Origin of the sequence: Arenibacter latericius DSM 15913 (assembly GCF_000424985.1) — a bacterium.
GTDB lineage: Bacteria > Bacteroidota > Bacteroidia > Flavobacteriales > Flavobacteriaceae > Arenibacter > Arenibacter latericius.
Genome location: NZ_AUKX01000010.1, coordinates 61,635 through 80,765 on the forward strand (window position 1 = coordinate 61,635; position 19,131 = coordinate 80,765).

Below are 19,131 nucleotides of genomic sequence, written 5' to 3' on the forward strand. Positions count from 1 at the left end.
GACCATAGCCAACAAATATACTCGATTTTAATGGTATTTCTTTATAAAGCAAAAAAAGTATTGAAATATTACCATATATTAGTTGCAATACATGGAAAATACAGAATACCTTCGACCATTCCCATTTTTATGTAAGCTCTTTCTTATAGAGAAAATTGACTGTAAGAGTAGTTAATTCATAAAAGAATGAAGGCTATGGAATCAGCTTTATATAAATCACAAAAACTTTTCAATTGGGATTATAATAACATACAAAAGAAACACAACTAGCTATACTAACTTAAAAACACACGTACAAAATGAACTGACAAAGAGAAAAAACAATAAGATCACTTTCACTAAAAACCGAAGATTGTTGAGATAATTCCAACAAAATAAAGTGAGCAAAACAAAAAAGTTAACCAACTAAACTTATTAAAAAATGAGAACAATAAACTCAGCGGAGCCCTTCCATTCGGATTGGCCTAGTACGTATCATTTAAAAATGAAACTGACCGCCCTTTTACTTATAATTTCACTATTTAAGATTCAGGCCAACACCTACACCAAAAATTCGAATTCCACATTAGATCCTAAAAATACTTCCATTCCACAACATTCAGTTAGCGGTACCGTTACGGATACTCACGGGGATCCACTTCCAGGGGCGAACATTGTAGAGAAAGGAACCACCAATGGGGTAACTTCTGATTTTGACGGTAATTTTTCGATTAACGTTACAAATGAAAATGCAATTCTTATTGTTTCGTACATTGGTTTTGCTTCTAAAGAAGTTCCTTTAAACGGACAAAGCACCATTTCCGTAAACCTTGAGGAAAGCGCTTCCGGACTAGATGAGGTGGTCCTAATTGGATACGGATCTCAGAAAAAAAGTGACCTCACCGGTGCTGTGGGCTCCGTAAAGGCCGAAGAATTAGCAGAAAGACCTGCAGCCTCATTAAACCAAGCCATGGCCGGTAGAGTATCTGGTGTAAACGTATCTTCTGGCTCAGGGCGACCTGGCGGAAGAACTACCGTAAGAATTCGTGGAAATACATCAGTAAGTATTGCAAACACCCCTCTCTATGTAATTGATGGTGTTATCTTAAGTGCTGCCAGCCTACCTAATGGCAGTACACCAATAGACTACATGAACCCCAATGATATTGAATCTATCGAGGTTTTAAAAGATGCATCGGCAACAGCTATTTATGGTGCAAGAGGCGCCAATGGTGTGATATTAGTAAGCACAAAAAAAGGCTCTAAAACTGGACGCACTAATGTTAACTATGATGTAGATTTTAGTTTAGGAACCTTACCAAAAAAATTAGACCTTCTAAATTCCGAAGAGTTTTTACTTGTTGAGGAAATAGCCTACGCCAATGCTGAAAAGTTTGATCCTGATGGATGGGCAGGTGGAAGATATACCGATCCTAGATTAAAGAGGACAGACCCTAGACTTTTTGACAGTAATGGGAAACCCCTCTACGATACAGATTGGCAAGATGAAACCATTAGAGATGCCTTTATCCAAAACCACCAACTTTCATTTACCGGCGGCAATGAAAACTCTAATTTTGGACTATTCATGGGTTTCCGTGATGAAGAGGGACTACTCATCGAATCATGGTTAAAGCGATATTCAGGAAGGTTTACTTTAGATACCGATGTTAATGACTGGCTAAAAGTTGGAGGTAGCCTAAGCTATAACGACCAAAACGAAAAACAAGTAGACGAACTTGGGGGTGGTGGTATCACTACAATGCGACAAGTTTTTGAGGCCTTACCAATTATACCTGTTCGTTATGAGGATGGCACTTGGGGGTCTAACATCGACTATCCTGGAATGGAAGGTGGCGGTAGCCCCGTTGCAGTAGCAAATGACCGTAGGTACTTCTTAAAAACCCAGACTGTTCTGGGTAATTTCTACAGTAATATTAAATTTAATGACAACCTACAACTACGCACCACTCTAGGAGCTAACATCATTAATCAAAGAAACGATTATTATGGCGGTAAAGACCTTAGATACATAGCCAGACCAGACGGTGCTGCACATGTGAATAATGCTCGTTATAATTCATGGCAATTTGAAAATTATTTGACCTATAACAAAGACTTTGATAGTGACAATTCGCTATCGGCTATGCTTGGTCTTTCTTGGCAGCATATTGATGAGTTTTCTGCAAGAGCATCTACCCGTGGATTTGCTGATGACTTTTACGGATTTAACAACCTTGGTGCAGGATCTAAACCTCAGGCGCCTTCTTCTAGTAAGATTGCATATGGATTAAACTCTTATTTTGGACGTGTTAACTATAACTATAAGAATAAATATTTGTTGACCCTTACTGGTAGAGCTGACGGATCCTCTAAATTTGGTCCAGAAAATCAATTCGCTTTTTTCCCTTCTGCTGCACTTGCTTGGAGAGCTTCTGAAGAAGACTTTTTAAAGGAGTCCTCTACCATTTCTAACTTAAAAATTAGAGCTAGTTATGGTTCTACAGGTAACTCCGAAATACCCGCTTACAGAGCATTGGCCGGTTTAACTAACGGAACCGTAATTTTCGGTGGTGATCGTGCGGCCTATACCGTTCCAGGACGTATGGCAAATCCTGATTTAAAATGGGAAAAAACAGACCAAGTAGACGCTGGTATAGAATTGGGACTTTTAAATAATCGTATTGGACTGGAAATAGATGTATATAGAAAATTAACGACAGATATGCTCCTAAATGCACCAGTACCTTCTTCTAGTGGTTTTTCTAATGTATTTAGAAACGTTGGTAGTATGGAAAACAAGGGTATCGAAATTAGTTTAAATACAACCAATATAGATAACGAGATTTTTGGATGGAACAGTAACTTTAATATTTCCATTAATAAAAATGAGGTTGTTGAACTTTCTGGAGGTTCCGATATTTTCTTGGGATCCACATTAATTCGTGTTGGTGAACCTGTTAGTACTTTTTACGGATATATTGATGAAGGGACATGGAGTACCGATGAGGCAGCTCAAGCAGCTATATATGACAGACTGCCAGGAGATATTAAATACCGCGACCTTAACAACGATGGAGCTATCAATAGTGATGACAGAACCATAATCGGAAAAGGTATTCCGGACGGTTTTGGAACCTTCTCCAACACCTTCAGATATGGCAATTTTGAGCTACTGGTAGACTTACAGTTTCAGTATGGTAATAGTGTTATGTACAGGGACGAACATTCGGCTGAGGACCGCCAAACAATTGCCAATAGCTTTAAGACCGTTTTAAATGCATGGACTCCAGAAAATCAAAATACACATATTGCTCAGATTAGACCTATTGCTGCTGGGTATGACACTAATAATGATTCTGGAAAATTAAAGGATGCTTCATTTTTAAGAGGAAGAAACTTAATGCTATCCTATGTATTTAAGCCTGAAGTAGCAAAGCGATTACACCTAAATCGCCTAAGATTATATACCTCAGTTCAGAACTTTTTTGTAGCAACAAGCTACCCGGGTTATGACCCTGAAAGCTCTAATGGTGGTGGAGCTTTTGATCAAGGATTCTCCCTTTATGATTATCCGAGACCTCGCACCTTTATGCTAGGATTAAATGTTGGACTATAACGATATAAAAGATAAAAAAATGAAAATCTATAAAAACTTTATAAGAGCTATAGCTGTGGTAACCGCATTAATATGCACAACAGCATGTAGTGATTTTTTAGATGAAGAAGATGCGTCTAACTTCACAACCGATACCTATTTTACTACGGCTGAACATGCAAAAAGTGCTGTTAATGGTATCTATCAGCCTTTAATTCCAATTACCGAAAGTGGATTTGGCGGAGGCCCTTGGTTAATGTTAGAATTTGCTACAGGCTTGGCCAACACATCTTTAGGGCAGGCTACAAACATTTATCTAGTAAAGGATTTAATTAACAATTCGGATAATGGGTATGGAAATAGCTTTTGGACCCAGTATTATACAGGCATTTCTAGAGCAAATCTTGCAATTGAAAAAATCCCTGAAATTAATATGAACGAAACCCAAAAACAGAATTATCTTGCTGAAGCTAAATTCATGAGGGCATACTATTATTTTGGCTTAATTAGAATGTTTGGAAACATTCCACTTATTACCAATTCTGTAGACTTGAGTTCGGATCAATTATACCCTGAGCAAGCTTCTCCTGAGGCAGTCTATGATTTAATTATTAGCGATCTAAAAGAAGCTGAGAGCGCTAGTTTACCATGGAGAGATCCGTCTGGAAGGGCTTCTTTGGGAGCAGTTAAAACTCTATTAGCAGATGTTTATCTAACTATGGCTGGCTACCCTCTTCAGAAAACAGAGAATTATGCGCTTGCAGCTGCCAAGGCTAAAGAGGTAATTAATTCTGGTGAGTTTAGACTTTTCGATACTTATGATGAGCTGCATGACCCATCAACTAAAAACACTGGTGAATACATCTTTATGACCCAATTTGCAGCCAATATTCAATCTGGTAATTGGCAACCAGCAATTTTACCATATAATTTAGGGATTTCAGCTTATTCAGCCCAAACCGGTGGTATCTTTTCAACTAATGAGTTTGTTGACTCTTACGAGACTGGAGATAAACGAGCAGAAGAGAAGCAGTTTTACTTTACAAACTACTCTTTAGAAGCAGACCGAAACGATAGTATTAATCTGGGAGCACCTTATCTCTATAAGCATTTTGATATTGAGGCAAATGAAGCGAGCGCACAATCTGACTTAAATTGGACTATTTATAGATATGCCGATGTATTACTAATGTATGCAGAAGCCGCAAATGAAGCTGAAGGCGGACCTTCAACAGAGGCCTACAATGCAGTTAATAAGATTAGACAGCGAGCTGAACTTGCCGACTTAGCAGGGCTTTCACAGGATGACTTTAGGACAGCTGTACGAATTGAACAAGTACATGAGTTAAGTTTTGAAAACCAAACTTGGTTCGACATGGTTAGATGGAGAAAAGCGTATAACCCTGAAACTAATGAGTTGAGGGATTTTATTGGTCACAACTTCTCTTATTTACCAAATAAAGCTTTGACCGAGAGAGAACTTTTATTTCCGATACCTACATCAGAAATGCAAAACAACCCGAATCTCGAGCAAAATACGGGGTATTAATTACAACCAATTAATTCAATAACCATTGATAAGGCATGGATAGATAAACACTATTCATGCCTTTTACATTTCAGCACTGTTTACGATTAAACACCCCCAATTAGCAACTAATTTAAATAATGCTGATTATACTTTTACTAAACTTCTAGGAAGCCACAAACAGTAAAAACCTCATTATGAGCAAAAAACGTATCAGCATCGGTACTTATAGAGGTAGCACACCTCCGTTTATTAATCTATATTGCACTATCTGCTCTTCCTAATAGAAAGAGCTGCAAAAAAATAAGATTACGTTTTATCTATATTAAATTGGTCCTACAAAAAGAACCAAGTACATTTTGAGTTAGTTTGGAAAATCCGGATACCGTCTTAATGGTTCCGGATTTTTTATTTTAATAATTTATTCCTCACATAAAAGACTATTTTTTTACAAAATTCTACATCTATATTTAAGCACTCTAATGCTTAGACAAACACTAAACGACCTCAGTAAAAAATAATATAAAACATAGCATTTGTATTAGTTGCTCTTTTCTTGAAGGTTAGGTATATTGGCCCTCTAAAAATTGAATGTCATAACAGAATAAATTTTGTTATTTTACTAGATTAAATACAAAGGAAGACCCCAAATTTCTTAACCCGATCCAATGAATTATAGATTTCTATTTCCTATCCTATTTCTAAGCTTACTAGTAAGCTGCAAGAAGGATGTTATATATACAGAACTGGACCGTATTCCCAAGTATGAACTTAAATTTGATCATCTAGCCTCCTCTTGGGATGAGGCTATTCCCCTAGGAAATGCCACGGTTGGGGCTCTTATATGGGAAAAAAATGGCAAGCTGCGCTTTTCCCTGGACAGGGCAGACCTCTGGGATCTACGACCTATGGAAAATTTAAATTTTCAGGAGTACGGATTCAATTGGGTAAAACAACAGTGGGAGAACGACACTTATAAAAATGTACAGGATCGTTATGATGTACCATATGACCACTTACCAGCCCCCTCTAAAATCCCAGGTGGCGCCTTAGAGTTCGACATAAGTGGACTTGGTGAAATAGATTACGTGAAGTTAAACCTAGCTACTGCCGTATGCGAAATTAAATGGAAAAACGGAGCCACACTTAAAACTTTTGTACATGCAACCGAGCCTTTAGGCTGGTATTCTTTTGAAAACGTAAACAGCGACCTAAACCCTACTATTATCCCCCCACCATACGTATCCTTACAGCAAGAAGGAAATGAGGATCCGGTAGCGGGACAAGATCTCCGTAGATTAGATTATGAAGGAGGAAGGGTCACACAAAGAGAGAATACCATTACCTATGACCAACAGGGATGGGAAGACTTTAAATTCCAAGTACACACCCAATGGGAGCCCACTCCTACCCACCTAAAGGGCAGCTGGAGCATCAGCACAAAAAATTCCACATCGGATGCTTCTAAATCTGCAAAGGAAATAGTTACCAATAGCCTTAAATCAGGAATGCCTAATGCTTTGGAAAGTCATACCAATTGGTGGCATAATTTCTGGAATCAATCCACCATTAGGGTTCCAGATCCCATTTTACAAAATCAATGGTATATGGAAATGTACAAATTTGGTTCAGCAGCAAGACAAGGGGCACCTCCAATATCCTTACAAAGTGTGTGGACGGCAGACAATGGGAAGCTACCACCATGGAAAGGCGATTTTCATCACAATGCCAACACCCAATTAAGCTATTGGCCTGCTTATTCGGGGAACCACCTGGATTTAGAACAGGGTTTTATAGATTGGATGAGTAACCACAAAACTGCTTTTAAGAAATATACCAAAGATTTTTACGGCACAAAAGGGTTAAATGTTCCCGGAGTAACTACTTTAACGGGAGAACCTATGGGCGGGTGGATACAATACTCCTTTGGTCCCACCGTCGGAGCCTGGCTGGGCCAGCATTTTTACCTGCATTGGCGCTATTCAATGGACCGAGAATTCCTTAAAAACAAAGCTTATCCGTGGATTAGGGATGTAGCCATCCATTTTGACGAACTTTCGGTTATGGACGAAAATGGCAAAAGGAAACTCCCCTTAAGCTCCAGTCCCGAAATTCGCAACAATACCCGAGATGCTTGGTTTAACGATATCACCAATTTTGACCTTTCCCTAGTAAGGTGGACCTATACTCATGCTGCTGAATTGGCAATGGAATTAGGTCTAAAGGAAGAGGCCGATAAATGGAATACCACCCTAAAAGAATGGCCAGATTATGCCATTGATAAAAACGGACTTATGGTATCCCCAAGTCTACCTTATAATGAATCTCATAGACATTTATCACATCTTATGGCGATCCATCCTCTTGGACTTTTAGATGTGTCTAACGGCGAAGCAGAAAAACAGATTATACAAAACACAATTGACAATTTAGACAAAATAGGATCTAGCCAATGGGTAGGATATTCTTTTAGCTGGTTAGGGAGTTTAAAAGCACGAGCCTTGGATGGAGAAGGAGCTGCTAAGGCTTTAAAAGATTTTGCAACAGCATTTGTACTACCCAACAGCTTTCATGTTAACGGTGACCAATCGGGTACAGGAAAATCTAATTTAATCTATAGGCCATTTACCCTAGAGGGTAATTTTGCTTTCGCTGCCGGATTACAAGAAATGCTAATACAAAGTCATACAGGCACTATAAAAGTATTTCCGGCCATACCAAAAAAGTGGGACAATGTAAGTTTTAGCAAATTACGGACAGAAGGCGCTTTTTTAGTTTCTGCCCAAATGAATTCTGGGGAAGTAAAATGGGTGAAGGTAGTCTCTGAAAAAGGAGGAGAATTAAGACTTAAAAATCCCTTCTCCACCCAAGGCCTTATTTCGGAACCGGATACAGATCTCCAATGGGAAGGCGATATCATGATCCTTAATATGAAACCGGGACAAGAGGTACAGTTTAAACTATAGGGTCTATTTTGTGGGAAGCGAATTACATTTAACACCTATTAATGAACTACTTAGCATAGACAGTCCGACCATTTGGTTTGTTTTGATTGCTGCAGATTTTGCCGACAGCAATGATTTAAGTCTATTTTTTCTCGAAAACATCCACGATTAGCTTATAATTTAGTAACTATCTAGCCTAAAGATGTGATTCAATTGTGCATTACACATTAGTATGTCCATTATCGAAATAATCGAGGCCAGGACTAATTATAAGACCCTCACTCTTGGGAAATATGAAGAATAGCATCTCCCTGATTCACAATTGGGGATTGGTTGATACATATAACATGGCCGGTAGCAGCTGCTTTTATACTCCGTTCAAAATTTCCAAAGGGATCGGAAACACTTCCTAAAAGATCGCCTTTTTTTACTTTGGCACCCAAGGCAACAAACGGATGGAACATTCCGGAATATTTGGCCCTAACCCACTGGGAGGATTCAATAGTAACAGGACTAAGGGACTTCCGCTCCATAAGGCTTAATTCTTCGGTGAAATTTCTCATTCCCAGATGGTCCATCACCCGGAGCGCACCTGCAATCCCGGTCTGGGTAACCATATCATTTATATCCAAGGATTTTCCCCCTTCAAAGAGCAATACCTTCTTACCCATTTTGGCCATAGCTTCCCGAAACGATTTCTCCCTGGTATTTGCCAATACCACAAATGGGGCGCCAAATACTTTGGCCAATTCCATACTTTCTACATCGTCCTTGTTTATCCTGGTCTGCGGTGCATTAAATCGGCTTTCCCCTCCCGTATGATAGTCGATACAATAATCTGCCAAAGGGGCTATTTCTTTCATAATATGATAGGCGAACCTACTGGCCAAAGAGCCGCGTGGGCTTCCGGGAAACACTCTATTGAGGTCCCGCCCATCGGGGAATTCCCTTGTTTGGTTTAGAAACCCGAAAATATTTACCACAGGAATACAGACGACCGTCCCAACTTCTGGTCTGTTGTATTTCTTGGAAATCAAAAGGCGGATAATTTCCACCCCATTCACTTCATTTCCATGAATCCCCCCAGTAATCAATAGAACAGGCCCCGGTTTCTTACCTCGTTGCACAATAATAGGAACCTCAATTTTTGTTCCTGTATGTAATTTTGCGATATCCAAATTCAGCAACATCCCCTTACCCGGTAAGATGGAATGACCTAATAATTCAAAATTAGTGTTCGGCATGTCTTTCTACATATTTTATAATAAGTCCGGCTATATCTTTTCCGGTAGCGGCTTCTATACCTTCTAAACCAGGGGACGAATTTACTTCTAAAATTAGTGGTCCCCTAGAAGATTGTAGCATATCCACTCCTGCTACACCAAGGCCCATAACTCGTGCCGCTTTTATGGCTGCGTTCTCTTCCTCATCTGTAAGTTCTATGATATTAGCAGATCCGCCACGGTGTAAATTAGACCTAAACTCACCTTCCTTACCCTGCCTCTTCATAGCACCTACCACTACGCCGTCTATTACAAAAGCCCTAATATCGGCACCTTTTGCCTCTTTTATAAATTCTTGGACGATCACCCTAGCTTTTAAACCATTAAAGGCTTCTAGGATAGATTCTGCAGAATTCCTATTCTCTGCTAAGACTACACCTAGTCCCTGAGTGCCTTCCAATAGTTTTATAACCACAGGCGCACCCCCTGCATTATCAATAATAGTAGACACATCCTTGGAATAATTACTAAATACGGTTTTTGGCAACCCCAGACCCGCCCTAGACAAAATCTGAAGACTTCTCAACTTATCCCGTGAGCGCACTAAAGCTTGTGATTCCACCGCAGTAAACACCTTCATCATTTCAAATTGCCTTACCACGGCGGTACCATAAAAAGTGATGGAAGCACCAATACGTGGAATAACACCATTTACATTCAATAGTTCCTCCCCCTTGTAGATTAGACCAGGTTTCTTTTTCTCAATAACTAGGTCGCACTTACCATGATTAACAACCAACATTTCATACCCTTTTTTTTCACCCGCTTCCACAAGCCTTTTGGTGGAATATAAATTGGGATTTTGGGATAGGATTACAATTTTCATATTTCTATTAATTAGTATGTTTTTTATAATGGAACCATAGAGATCGTAAGTACCACTTGAATTCTATTTTTTTCCAGATTTTAATATACGGCAAAAGCTTTAATTAAATCCATATCTACTCTTATATTATAGCGCGCACTTCTCTATAAAGGAGATTATAGTTGATTTTTAATATTACATCTACTTAGAAACTTTTACTCCTAAAACTACTATTTTAGTTAATAAACTATTTTTATAGTTGTACAACTGCAAAAATAGTTATAACTTGACCTCATCATTAGGATTTAATGAATAAATGGTAGACTAACACACTGTAGGAATATTAAAAACACACGGTCTCACGTGCTTTATTAGAACACCTATAATCTTAAAATTATGGCACAATGAAAAAACTGACAAACAAAGAGGAAGAGGTAATGAAAATTATATGGGACTTGCAAAAAGCTTTTGTAAAAGATGTCCTTGCCCAGTTTAAAGAAGACAAACCACATTACAACACCCTTTCCACAATTATCAGAAATCTGGAAGAAAAGGGTTATGTAGCCCATAATGCCTATGGAAACACCCATCAATATTATCCTGTAGTGGCCAAGGAAGCCTATAGGAAACAATTTATTAGCGGGGCCATTGAAGATTACTTCAATAACTCCTATAAGAGTTTAGTGTCTTACTTCGCTTCTGAAGATAAAATAAGTGTGGAAGAGTTAAAAGAAATAATAAACCATATAGAAAAAAATAATTAATGGAAGATTTCATTCTATATCTATTAAAAAGCAGTGGAATTCTGGCATTTTTCTGGTGTTGCTTTAAACTTTTTCTAGAAAAAGAAACTTTTTTTAAATGGCACCGGGTTTATCTAATATCAGGCATTTTTATTGCATTGCTATTTCCACTGTGGACCTTAACAGAAATAATCCTAGTAGATCCATTGCCCCACACGCTTACGGAAACACAAACTTCTGAAACAATAATCCTACCTGATGCTACTACAGATTGGCGGACAGTTATCACCACTATTTATGCAATTGGGGCTATGGTATTCTTAGCACGCTTTGGTGTACAGCTAATTTCTTTAAATAAACTTATACGGAAAGGAACTATTATTAAAACAGATGGAGTTACCATTGTAGAGACTAAGGAAAACACCTCTCCCTTTTCTTTTTTTAATCTTATCGTATATAATCCTAGTCTGCACCAGCCTAAGGAATTGGAAACGATTATTGCTCATGAAAAAATACACTGCCAAGAGCGCCATTCAGTAGATATAATATTGATACACCTATTATCTGCGCTCCAATGGATAAATCCATTTGTATGGCTATATAAGAAAAGCCTATCCCTTAATCTAGAATACTTAGCCGATAATGGAGTCACCAAAAACATGTCAAGTCCAAAAGAATATCAGTATCTCTTACTTAAACAAGCTGGTGTTAGTTCACCGTATTCATCAATCATCAATCCATTTTTCACATCATTAATCAAAAAACGAATAGTTATGTTAAACAAAATCAAATCAAAGAAAATCAGAGCTTGGAAATTCAGTCTAGTAGTACCTTTTCTCGCCTTCTTTCTAGTTGCTTTTAACACGAAGACGGTCACCCAAGTAAATCCGAATTCTGTCCAAGAGAAAGGTGTCACCAAAGTTGAATTTACCATTGATAAAACCAGCACTGCCAAAGACTTGGAGCAAATCTCCAAAACACTTAAGAAAGATTATGGAATTGAATTAATATTTAAGGACATATCCCGAAATGCAGAGGGGTTCCTTACAGCGATCAACTCATCATTTAAGTCCGAAGGTGGTGGCTCCGGCTCCAGTTCTACTTCTAACGTGGAAGGCATCCAACCTTTCAGTTTCATTATGGAAATCAATGGTGACGGGAGTTTTGAATCATTTGGATATAGAATGGGCACTAAAGAACAAGGGGGTGATGAAAAAACAAGTAATCAAAGTAGTATCCCTCCGATAACCAGACTCTTAAAAAGCTCTCTTACACAAGATTCCACATTAACCGACCCACTTTATATAGTAGACGGAATAGAGGTAGCCGCCAACTTTAAGGCCACCGATATAGATCCTTCCGAGATACACAGCGTCAACGTTCTTAAAGGATCTACCGCTACTAATAAATACGGGGATAAAGCCAAAGCTGGGGTTATTGAGATTACCACTAAAAGTTTTCACAATGCACGGACCCCATTGAAAAAAACAGAAAAAAACAAAACTGTTTCTACCTATCAGGTAACTATTAATGTTCCGTTATATATAGTAGACGACGTGGAAAAAGAAGCAGGTTTTAATTCCAATGATATCCCCGCAAGTTCCATTGAAAGGATAAATGTTACTAAAGGGGAAGAGGCCATAGAAAAGTTTGGCGAAAAAGGGAAGCATGGAGTGATAGAGATTACTACTAAAAAAGATTAAAGCATACACTTTTCAAAAAATAATATAAATGGCAACTTCGAAAGGGGTTGCCATTGTTTTTAAAACTCATTCTTTGTTTATTTTCACCCCTAATTTATCCATCCTAATCTTTTTAATACGTGATTCATTCTCCAACACATTATGACCAGAATATAACATCTGCTTATTAAACGATATTATATATCTTTAACAGTACCAATCCATACCACTATGAAATCATTCCTTTTTATATTAATCAGTTTATACTCAATGACCAATTTTGCCCAGAACACCATTCTTCCCCTTTGGCCCAATAAAATTCCAAATGCCATAAAGAATAATGATTCAGAAGAAATAGTAAGTGCAGACATTGTAAGGATATCCAAAGTTCAGAATCCGACCATAGAAGTGTACCTCCCCGCAAAAAAGAATGCTACAGGACAGGCGGTTTTAATATTCCCGGGTGGAGGATATGGGATCTTGGCTTATGATTGGGAAGGAACGGATTTTGCAAAATTATTAAATTCCAAAGGCATCGCTGGTATAGTAGTAAAATACCGCCTACCAAACTCCAAATGGGCAACAGACATACATCATGTACCCTTACAAGATGCCCAACGCGCTATACGCTTGGTGCGCTCCAAAGCAGAGGATTGGAACATTAACCCCAACAATGTTGGTATAATTGGATTCTCAGCTGGTGGACACTTGGCTTCCACCTTAGGCACGCATTACAACGAGGAAGTGTATTCCAAACGAGATGCAATTGACCAACAAAGCGCACGACCCGATTTTATGACCTTAGCTTACCCCGTTATTACCATGGGAGAAATAAATACGCACGGGGGATCTAGAAAAAACTTGTTAGGTGAGAATCCATCCCAAAAGATGATAGATCACTTTTCTAATGAATTGCAGGTAACCGCCGATACTCCGGCCACATTTTTGGTCCACGCCACGGATGATACCGCAGTGCCGGTAGAAAATAGCCTTCTTTTTTATTCGGCACTCCGTAAAAACAAGGTCGCCGTAGAAATGCATATTTATCCTACTGGCGGACATGGCTTTGCTTTGGGATTAGACGATCCACAGCTCGCTAGTTGGACAGACCAATGGATAGGTTGGTTGTCTGGACTAAAGCCTTAAATAGTGCTAGATAGTTATGTTTAGGACTAAGCCTGCCTACTGCAGACAAGCTCAACCACACAACTTGCGTATAATTTTTATCCCATAAAAACGCTATTAAACTTTATAATTGCATAAAATCCTCTTTCAGAACTTTTCGTAAATAGAACACCAACTCTTCTGCATTTTCAAGGGTAAATACTAAAGGTGGTTTAATTTTAAGCACATTATGATCGGGACCGTCGGTGCTCATTAAGATACCGTGCTCTTTCATTCTATTGGCTAAGTAATCAGTTTGCTCAGCCAAGGGTTCCATAGTTTTACTTACCAATTCTATCCCCAAGAACAGCCCCTGCCCTCTTACATCCCCGATAATTGGAAAATTGACTGCTAATTCCCTCAACTCCGCCTTTAAAAATTCACCTATTTCATAGGCATGTTCTTGTAACTTTTCTCGTTTCACCACCTTTAACACCTCTGCGCCAATGGCACAAGAAACCGGGTTCCCACCAAAGGTGTTGAAGTATTCCATACCATTAGCGAATTTTTCTGCTACCGCTGGGGTACAAGCTACTGCCGCCAGAGGATGTCCATTTCCTAAGGGTTTCCCTATGGTTACAATATCTGGGACAACATTGTGCAATTGAAAACCCCAAAACGTTTTCCCCATACGGCCACAACCCACTTGTACTTCATCGGAAATACAGAGTCCGCCTGCTTCCCTCACCATCTCATAAGCCCGGGTTAAAAACCCTTCCGGTAGTTCTATCTGTCCCCCGCAACTAATGATAGGTTCAATAATGAAAGCCCCTATATTCCTGCCTTTAGCATGAATTTCGTCAAGCTGTTTTTTTACTTCTTCTGCATAATTTGCAGCGGTATTATCCCCTCTATACTTCCCTCTAAATGCATCTGGAAGAGGAAAGATATGGGTATGCTCTGGAGCGCCCTGACCTCCTTTTCCGTCAAACTTATAAGAACTGATATCGATACACATATTAGAATTACCATGATATCCCACTTCAGAAGCAATAATATCTCGTTGCCCTGTGGCAGCCTTTACCATTCTAATTGCCAATTCATTAGCCTCACTCCCCGAATTCACAAAATGGAGTACACTCAATTCTGGAGGTAATGTTTCTAACAGCTCTTTGGCAAGTTCATTAATATTTTCATGCAGATACCTACTGTTGGTATTAATCAATGCCATCTGCTCTTGCCCAGCTGTTACCACCGCAGCATGTTCATGCCCTACATGCGCCACATTGTTTACCGTATCCAAATATTTTTGACCATATTGATCCATTAAATATTGACCAGCACCACGAACCATTTTAATAGGAACTTTATATTGCAGACTAAGGCTTTTCCCCAAATGTTCTTTTCTATAGGCGATGATATCTTTATTGGATACCTCAGCATTATGCTCTAAAGCATCTGACTTAAATAAAAGATTGGGGTCAGGACAGATACTTGCCCAAACGGAGCGTTGTTTAAAATAAGCCACTCCTGGGAAATCCTCGGTATTCTCTAACAGGGAAAGCATCACCTGGAAATGCAGATGAGGCACCCAGTTCCCATTTTCATGGACCTCTCCCAAAACGCCAATCTGTTGTCCGCTAGTAATTCTATTACCCAACTTATGTTTGGTAGTACTTTCTATAGATAAATGCCCATAAAGCGAATAAAATTCTAATCCATCTACCTTATGTTTTAAAATTACCAGTCCCCCATACTCCTTTTCACCAGCATCGTTTACTGCCACTACCACTTCTCCATCCAATAAAGCATGAACGGTTGTAGCTGCAGGCAACCAGAAATCGACCCCTAAATGTATAGTGCGACTCTCCCGACCCTTATTTCCTATTTTATCATAGGAGGATGTTGTATATACGGGACGGGGTTCTAAATACCCACCCGCCAATATTTTAGAAGGATATTGGCTTTGTAATTTATTGATTTTGTATTGAAAGTAATCTAGATCATTATAATCCTTTTCGTGGCCTAACCAGGTACTAGAAACACTTAAATCTATAGGATGAATTTCATTAAGTCCTAAATAGGGAAACAACTTCTCTAAGGAAAATGTTGTTTTTCTGGCCCATTTTGCAAACCTGTTTTCTTGGGGATGCGCGGTATACCCACAAGCCTCCCTAAAACTAAAATGGGCATAATCTGCGGGGATATATCGCCATTTTTTTAGTACCTCCCAGGCTGGTGTTTCACTTATTAGCAAATAAGTATTATCTGGCTCTTCTATTTTGTTGAGGGCGCTTTTGGTTACTGATATTACCAACCTCATAGCAATGGCCATGTACAGATGCTTCAGCTCCTTTTCTTCTAAAGGAAACGTTTGGTGATAGCCTTTAATAATAGGCAAGGCCGCTTCTAAGGGGTCGTTATGACCCATAATGGCATAGGCGCAGGCAATGGCCAAGTCATTAATTATCTGTGTGTAAACGGCATCTCCAAAATCGATTGCCGATACCACCTTGGGATTCACTAAATCCTCAGAAACTATTACATTATTGTCATTAGCATCATTATGCACTACCGCTTTCCTCAACTGTACATATTCTGGTCGCGCATTTTGAAACTGTTCCTGAAAAAAGGAAATAATCTCTTTGTCTTCGTCATCAAAAAGATGTAGGTGAGCGGTTGTCCAATATCCTTGGGCCACATCCCAAACAAAGTCCCGTTGCGCTTCCTTATGATTAAAACCTTGTAACGCATAGGTAAGCCTTCCACAATGTTCCCCCAGGCTATAACGCAAATCGTCTAACTGCGGATTAACCCCACTCCACACTCGCCCTGATATCCATGTCAAGAGTCGCACTTTCCGCATCTGGCCAAAATCGTCCTTAATTTCCGATATCGCATTGCCAGCTACATCGGCAATGACCCTAGGCGAGATTAAATCTTTACCATGGATTGCAGCATACTGTAATAATTGTTGTTGAAAATCTAGATAACCCTCATTTTCTCCTGGACGGGATACTTTTAGGATATATGATTTTCCGTCTTCTGCTTTTATTTTAAAATTAAAGTCGACCTCCCCAGGAAGGGATTTTGCGGAACCTTGGACATTAAAAATTTCGAAGGCAATCTTTTCTGCCTTCTCTGTGGTTATATGTAAATTGCTATAATCCATTAAACCTAGTTTTATTATTGGCGCCCCAATTTTATATACTTGTACCTTAGGCTCCTTGCCATCTAAGGCTACCGTCTATAAAAGAGCATTTAAATCTACACTTTTTAAATCTAAAGAAGGGAGATAATAGCGGTAAATAATTAGTTCTAGAAATAGGGTAATGATGAATTATTCTAATAAAAGATCTTGATAGAAAATATATTTAATTTCTTTAAGTTCCTTAAAATTAGACATAAAAAAACGCCCTAAAAGCAGTCTATTGATTTAGGGCGTTATTGGGTAATGTGTATTTTATTATTTCACCAAAGCTTCTTTTTTGGATGTTTCTTTCTCCTCAACTTCTTCAGGGGCCGCAAAATATCTTTCAAAGCTATCATCCATTTCATCTATCCAATTGGTATGATGATTATCGGCCATCGTTCCTGTCATTACCGATCTAAAAGTTTGGTCTCGGTATCCTAGGATATTCTCGTCCTTATCTTTTAACCATTTCTTAAAGTGAGCAGCTACCGTATCCAAATCAAATTCAGGGTAATCTGTCATACTAATAAGATCTCTAATATAATCCGTTTGGAAATCTATCTCATCATCATGTGTCTCCAAGGCGAGAGACTTGTCTAACCACTCTTTAAAATCTTTAGTACGCTCCTCTTTTTCAGGGAGTGGCAACTTACCTAACATAATATCTCTAGCCACCCAAGCCTGTGCATCAAACATATTAAAAGTGTAGTACTGATCTTGCATTCCCAAATAAATCAACCTAGGAAGATCATTAAAAACAACACCCTTATACAAATGATCAGGGAACAGACAGTTATGGGTCTTTAGTCTCATTTCATCTGGCAAGAATGGGAATTTATGCTGATAACCGGTACACATAATAACGGCATCAAAACGTTCTTTGGTACCATCACTAAAGTGAGCTACATCTCCTTCAAAGTGCTTAAGCAATGGAACTTCCTTAATCCCTTCTGGCCAATTAACACCAATTGGGTTGCTTCTATATGTAAGCGTCACAGAATTGGCGCCGTGCTTATGGCACTGTACTCCAATATCCTCCGCAGAATAACTACTTCCCACCAAAAGGATATTTTTTCCTTCATAAGGATCTGCTCCTCTAAAGTCGTGCGCATGCATAACAATACCTGGGAAGTCTTCTAAGCCTTTATAATATGGCATATTTGGAGTGGAATAATGTCCGCTTGCCACTACTAAATAATCAAAAATCTCGGTATATGTTCTATCATTAACCAAGTCGTCCAAAACCACAGAAAACTTTTGAGTTTCTTCATCAAAGAACACCCAACGAGCCGCGGTATTAAACCTAATATGTTTACGGAGGCCACTTTTCTTTACCCTTCCTTGAATATAATCGAAAAGTACAGGTCTTGGGGGATAAGAGGATATAGGCTCTCCAAAGTGCTCATCAAAACTATAATCAGAAAATTCTAAACATTCTTTTGGACCATTGGACCAAAGGTATTTATACATACTGCCGTGTATAGGCTCTCCGTACTTACCTACTCCGGTACGCCATGTGTAATTCCATAATCCGCCCCAGTCACTTTGTTTTTCAAAACAAACTATTTCAGGAAGTTCTTCTCCTTTAGTTGCTAGGGAATCAAATGCCCTTAACTGTGCTAGACCACTAGGTCCGGCTCCAATAATGCCAATTCTTAACTTCATATATCTATCTTTTTTCGTTCCAATTCCCAAAGAAAAGTGCGCACAAAAGTATATACCTCTAAACCTCGGTATAAAAGAATATTACCTTCGCAAAGTGCTACTTTCCTAACTTTAATTTTGCTGGCACCCAATATAGAGCTCTCGGGTGGTAGAGGCGTTGTTTTATAATAAAACTAGGTACTTGCCTCCATGCTGCCGTAAATGCAATCTAAAAAAAAATAAAAAGGTACTTTCAGATGCAAAAAGTATCCTATTTATTTTTCCCCTTTAAATTTTTGATGCTGCAAAAGTACGATTTTTTTGTCAATTTTACAAAAACCCGACCTAAAGTGCTGAAAATCAAAATAAAAGAGTCCTGGATCAATACAATAATTGAAGAGTGTGCAAACTTGGCATTACCCAATAGGATCTTGCTAAATCTCTAAAATTTAAATCATTATCAAAATCTTATAAACAGATTAAAAAATAAAAGAGCATAGGAAAATTAGTGCATTCTATCTTCAGTAACATAAGTTACAATCAATTACTTGCCTATAGCCTAAATTTGTAGGAACATAATGAAGTTTGTCTATATTTTATTCGTTGATTACATTCAACAACTGCAAA

General features: G+C 38.6%; 11 protein-coding genes. 7 read left to right on the forward strand and 4 right to left on the reverse strand.

Features of this window, described 5'->3' with window-relative positions; all coding sequences use genetic code 11:
- Positions 1–421 precede the first annotated feature (421 nt).
- The 4 genes from H344_RS19785 (at position 422) to H344_RS21645 (ending at position 8,222) form a co-directional block, all read left to right on the forward strand.
- Positions 422–3,598, forward strand: a complete 3,177-nt coding sequence (locus H344_RS19785) for a SusC/RagA family TonB-linked outer membrane protein (RefSeq protein ID WP_084148745.1) — start codon at positions 422–424, stop codon at positions 3,596–3,598.
- A gap of 19 nt (positions 3,599–3,617) precedes the next feature.
- Entirely contained in the window at positions 3,618–5,126 is a 1,509-nt protein-coding gene (locus H344_RS0106530) for a RagB/SusD family nutrient uptake outer membrane protein (RefSeq protein WP_026809580.1), read from the forward strand.
- Positions 5,127–5,773: 647 nt separating this feature from the next.
- Positions 5,774–8,071 carry a glycosyl hydrolase family 95 catalytic domain-containing protein gene (locus H344_RS19790; RefSeq protein WP_051254148.1) on the forward strand — a complete coding sequence of 766 codons (2,298 nt, stop codon included), beginning with the start codon at positions 5,774–5,776 and terminating at the stop codon, positions 8,069–8,071.
- A 10-nt stretch (positions 8,072–8,081) separates the two neighbouring features.
- Positions 8,082–8,222 carry a hypothetical protein gene (locus H344_RS21645; RefSeq protein ID WP_157378166.1) on the forward strand — a complete coding sequence of 47 codons (141 nt, stop codon included), beginning with the start codon at positions 8,082–8,084 and terminating at the stop codon, positions 8,220–8,222.
- Positions 8,223–8,328: 106 nt separating this feature from the next.
- On the opposite strand, the gene H344_RS0106540 is transcribed toward H344_RS21645, so the two are convergent.
- Both H344_RS0106540 and rimK read right to left on the reverse strand, forming a co-directional pair.
- Positions 8,329–9,294, reverse strand: a complete 966-nt coding sequence (locus H344_RS0106540; RefSeq protein WP_026809581.1) for a succinylglutamate desuccinylase/aspartoacylase family protein — start codon at positions 9,292–9,294, stop codon at positions 8,329–8,331.
- Positions 9,281–10,159, reverse strand: coding sequence for a 30S ribosomal protein S6--L-glutamate ligase (gene rimK / locus H344_RS0106545; RefSeq protein ID WP_026809582.1), 879 nt, complete (start codon positions 10,157–10,159; stop codon positions 9,281–9,283). Before rimK ends, H344_RS0106540 begins: the two co-directional genes overlap by 14 nt.
- 383 nt (positions 10,160–10,542) lie before the next feature.
- Here rimK and H344_RS0106550 point away from each other — a divergent pair, with 383 nt between their 5' ends.
- The 3 genes from H344_RS0106550 (at position 10,543) to H344_RS0106560 (ending at position 13,709) form a co-directional block, all read left to right on the forward strand.
- On the forward strand, positions 10,543–10,902 hold the full coding sequence (locus tag H344_RS0106550; protein ID WP_026809583.1) for a BlaI/MecI/CopY family transcriptional regulator: 360 nt from the start codon (positions 10,543–10,545) through the stop codon (positions 10,900–10,902).
- The gene (locus tag H344_RS0106555) at positions 10,902–12,584 is read left to right on the forward strand and encodes a M56 family metallopeptidase (RefSeq protein WP_026809584.1); all 1,683 of its coding nucleotides are present in this window, start codon (positions 10,902–10,904) and stop codon (positions 12,582–12,584) included. Before H344_RS0106550 ends, H344_RS0106555 begins: the two co-directional genes overlap by 1 nt.
- A gap of 249 nt (positions 12,585–12,833) precedes the next feature.
- On the forward strand, positions 12,834–13,709 hold the full coding sequence (locus H344_RS0106560) for an alpha/beta hydrolase (protein ID WP_240484952.1): 876 nt from the start codon (positions 12,834–12,836) through the stop codon (positions 13,707–13,709).
- Positions 13,710–13,812: 103 nt separating this feature from the next.
- On the opposite strand, the gene H344_RS0106565 is transcribed toward H344_RS0106560, so the two are convergent.
- Both H344_RS0106565 and H344_RS0106570 read right to left on the reverse strand, forming a co-directional pair.
- Positions 13,813–16,839 (reverse strand): aminotransferase class III-fold pyridoxal phosphate-dependent enzyme, encoded by a 3,027-nt coding sequence (locus tag H344_RS0106565; RefSeq protein WP_026809586.1) that lies wholly within the window; start codon positions 16,837–16,839, stop codon positions 13,813–13,815.
- A gap of 294 nt (positions 16,840–17,133) precedes the next feature.
- Positions 17,134–18,525, reverse strand: a complete 1,392-nt coding sequence (locus tag H344_RS0106570; protein ID WP_026809587.1) for a flavin-containing monooxygenase — start codon at positions 18,523–18,525, stop codon at positions 17,134–17,136.
- Positions 18,526–19,131 lie beyond the last annotated feature (606 nt).

Coding starts and splice junctions, on each gene's coding strand:
- H344_RS0106565 (WP_026809586.1), bottom strand. CDS start 16,839: ATGGATTATAGCAATTTACATATAACCACAGAGAAGGCAGAAAAGATT.
- H344_RS19790 (WP_051254148.1), top strand. CDS start 5,774: ATGAATTATAGATTTCTATTTCCTATCCTATTTCTAAGCTTACTAGTA.
- H344_RS0106555 (WP_026809584.1), top strand. CDS start 10,902: ATGGAAGATTTCATTCTATATCTATTAAAAAGCAGTGGAATTCTGGCA.
- H344_RS0106530 (WP_026809580.1), top strand. CDS start 3,618: ATGAAAATCTATAAAAACTTTATAAGAGCTATAGCTGTGGTAACCGCA.
- H344_RS0106540 (WP_026809581.1), bottom strand. CDS start 9,294: ATGCCGAACACTAATTTTGAATTATTAGGTCATTCCATCTTACCGGGT.
- H344_RS0106570 (WP_026809587.1), bottom strand. CDS start 18,525: ATGAAGTTAAGAATTGGCATTATTGGAGCCGGACCTAGTGGTCTAGCA.
- H344_RS19785 (WP_084148745.1), top strand. CDS start 422: ATGAGAACAATAAACTCAGCGGAGCCCTTCCATTCGGATTGGCCTAGT.
- H344_RS0106560 (WP_240484952.1), top strand. CDS start 12,834: ATGACCAATTTTGCCCAGAACACCATTCTTCCCCTTTGGCCCAATAAA.
- H344_RS0106550 (WP_026809583.1), top strand. CDS start 10,543: ATGAAAAAACTGACAAACAAAGAGGAAGAGGTAATGAAAATTATATGG.
- rimK (WP_026809582.1), bottom strand. CDS start 10,159: ATGAAAATTGTAATCCTATCCCAAAATCCCAATTTATATTCCACCAAA.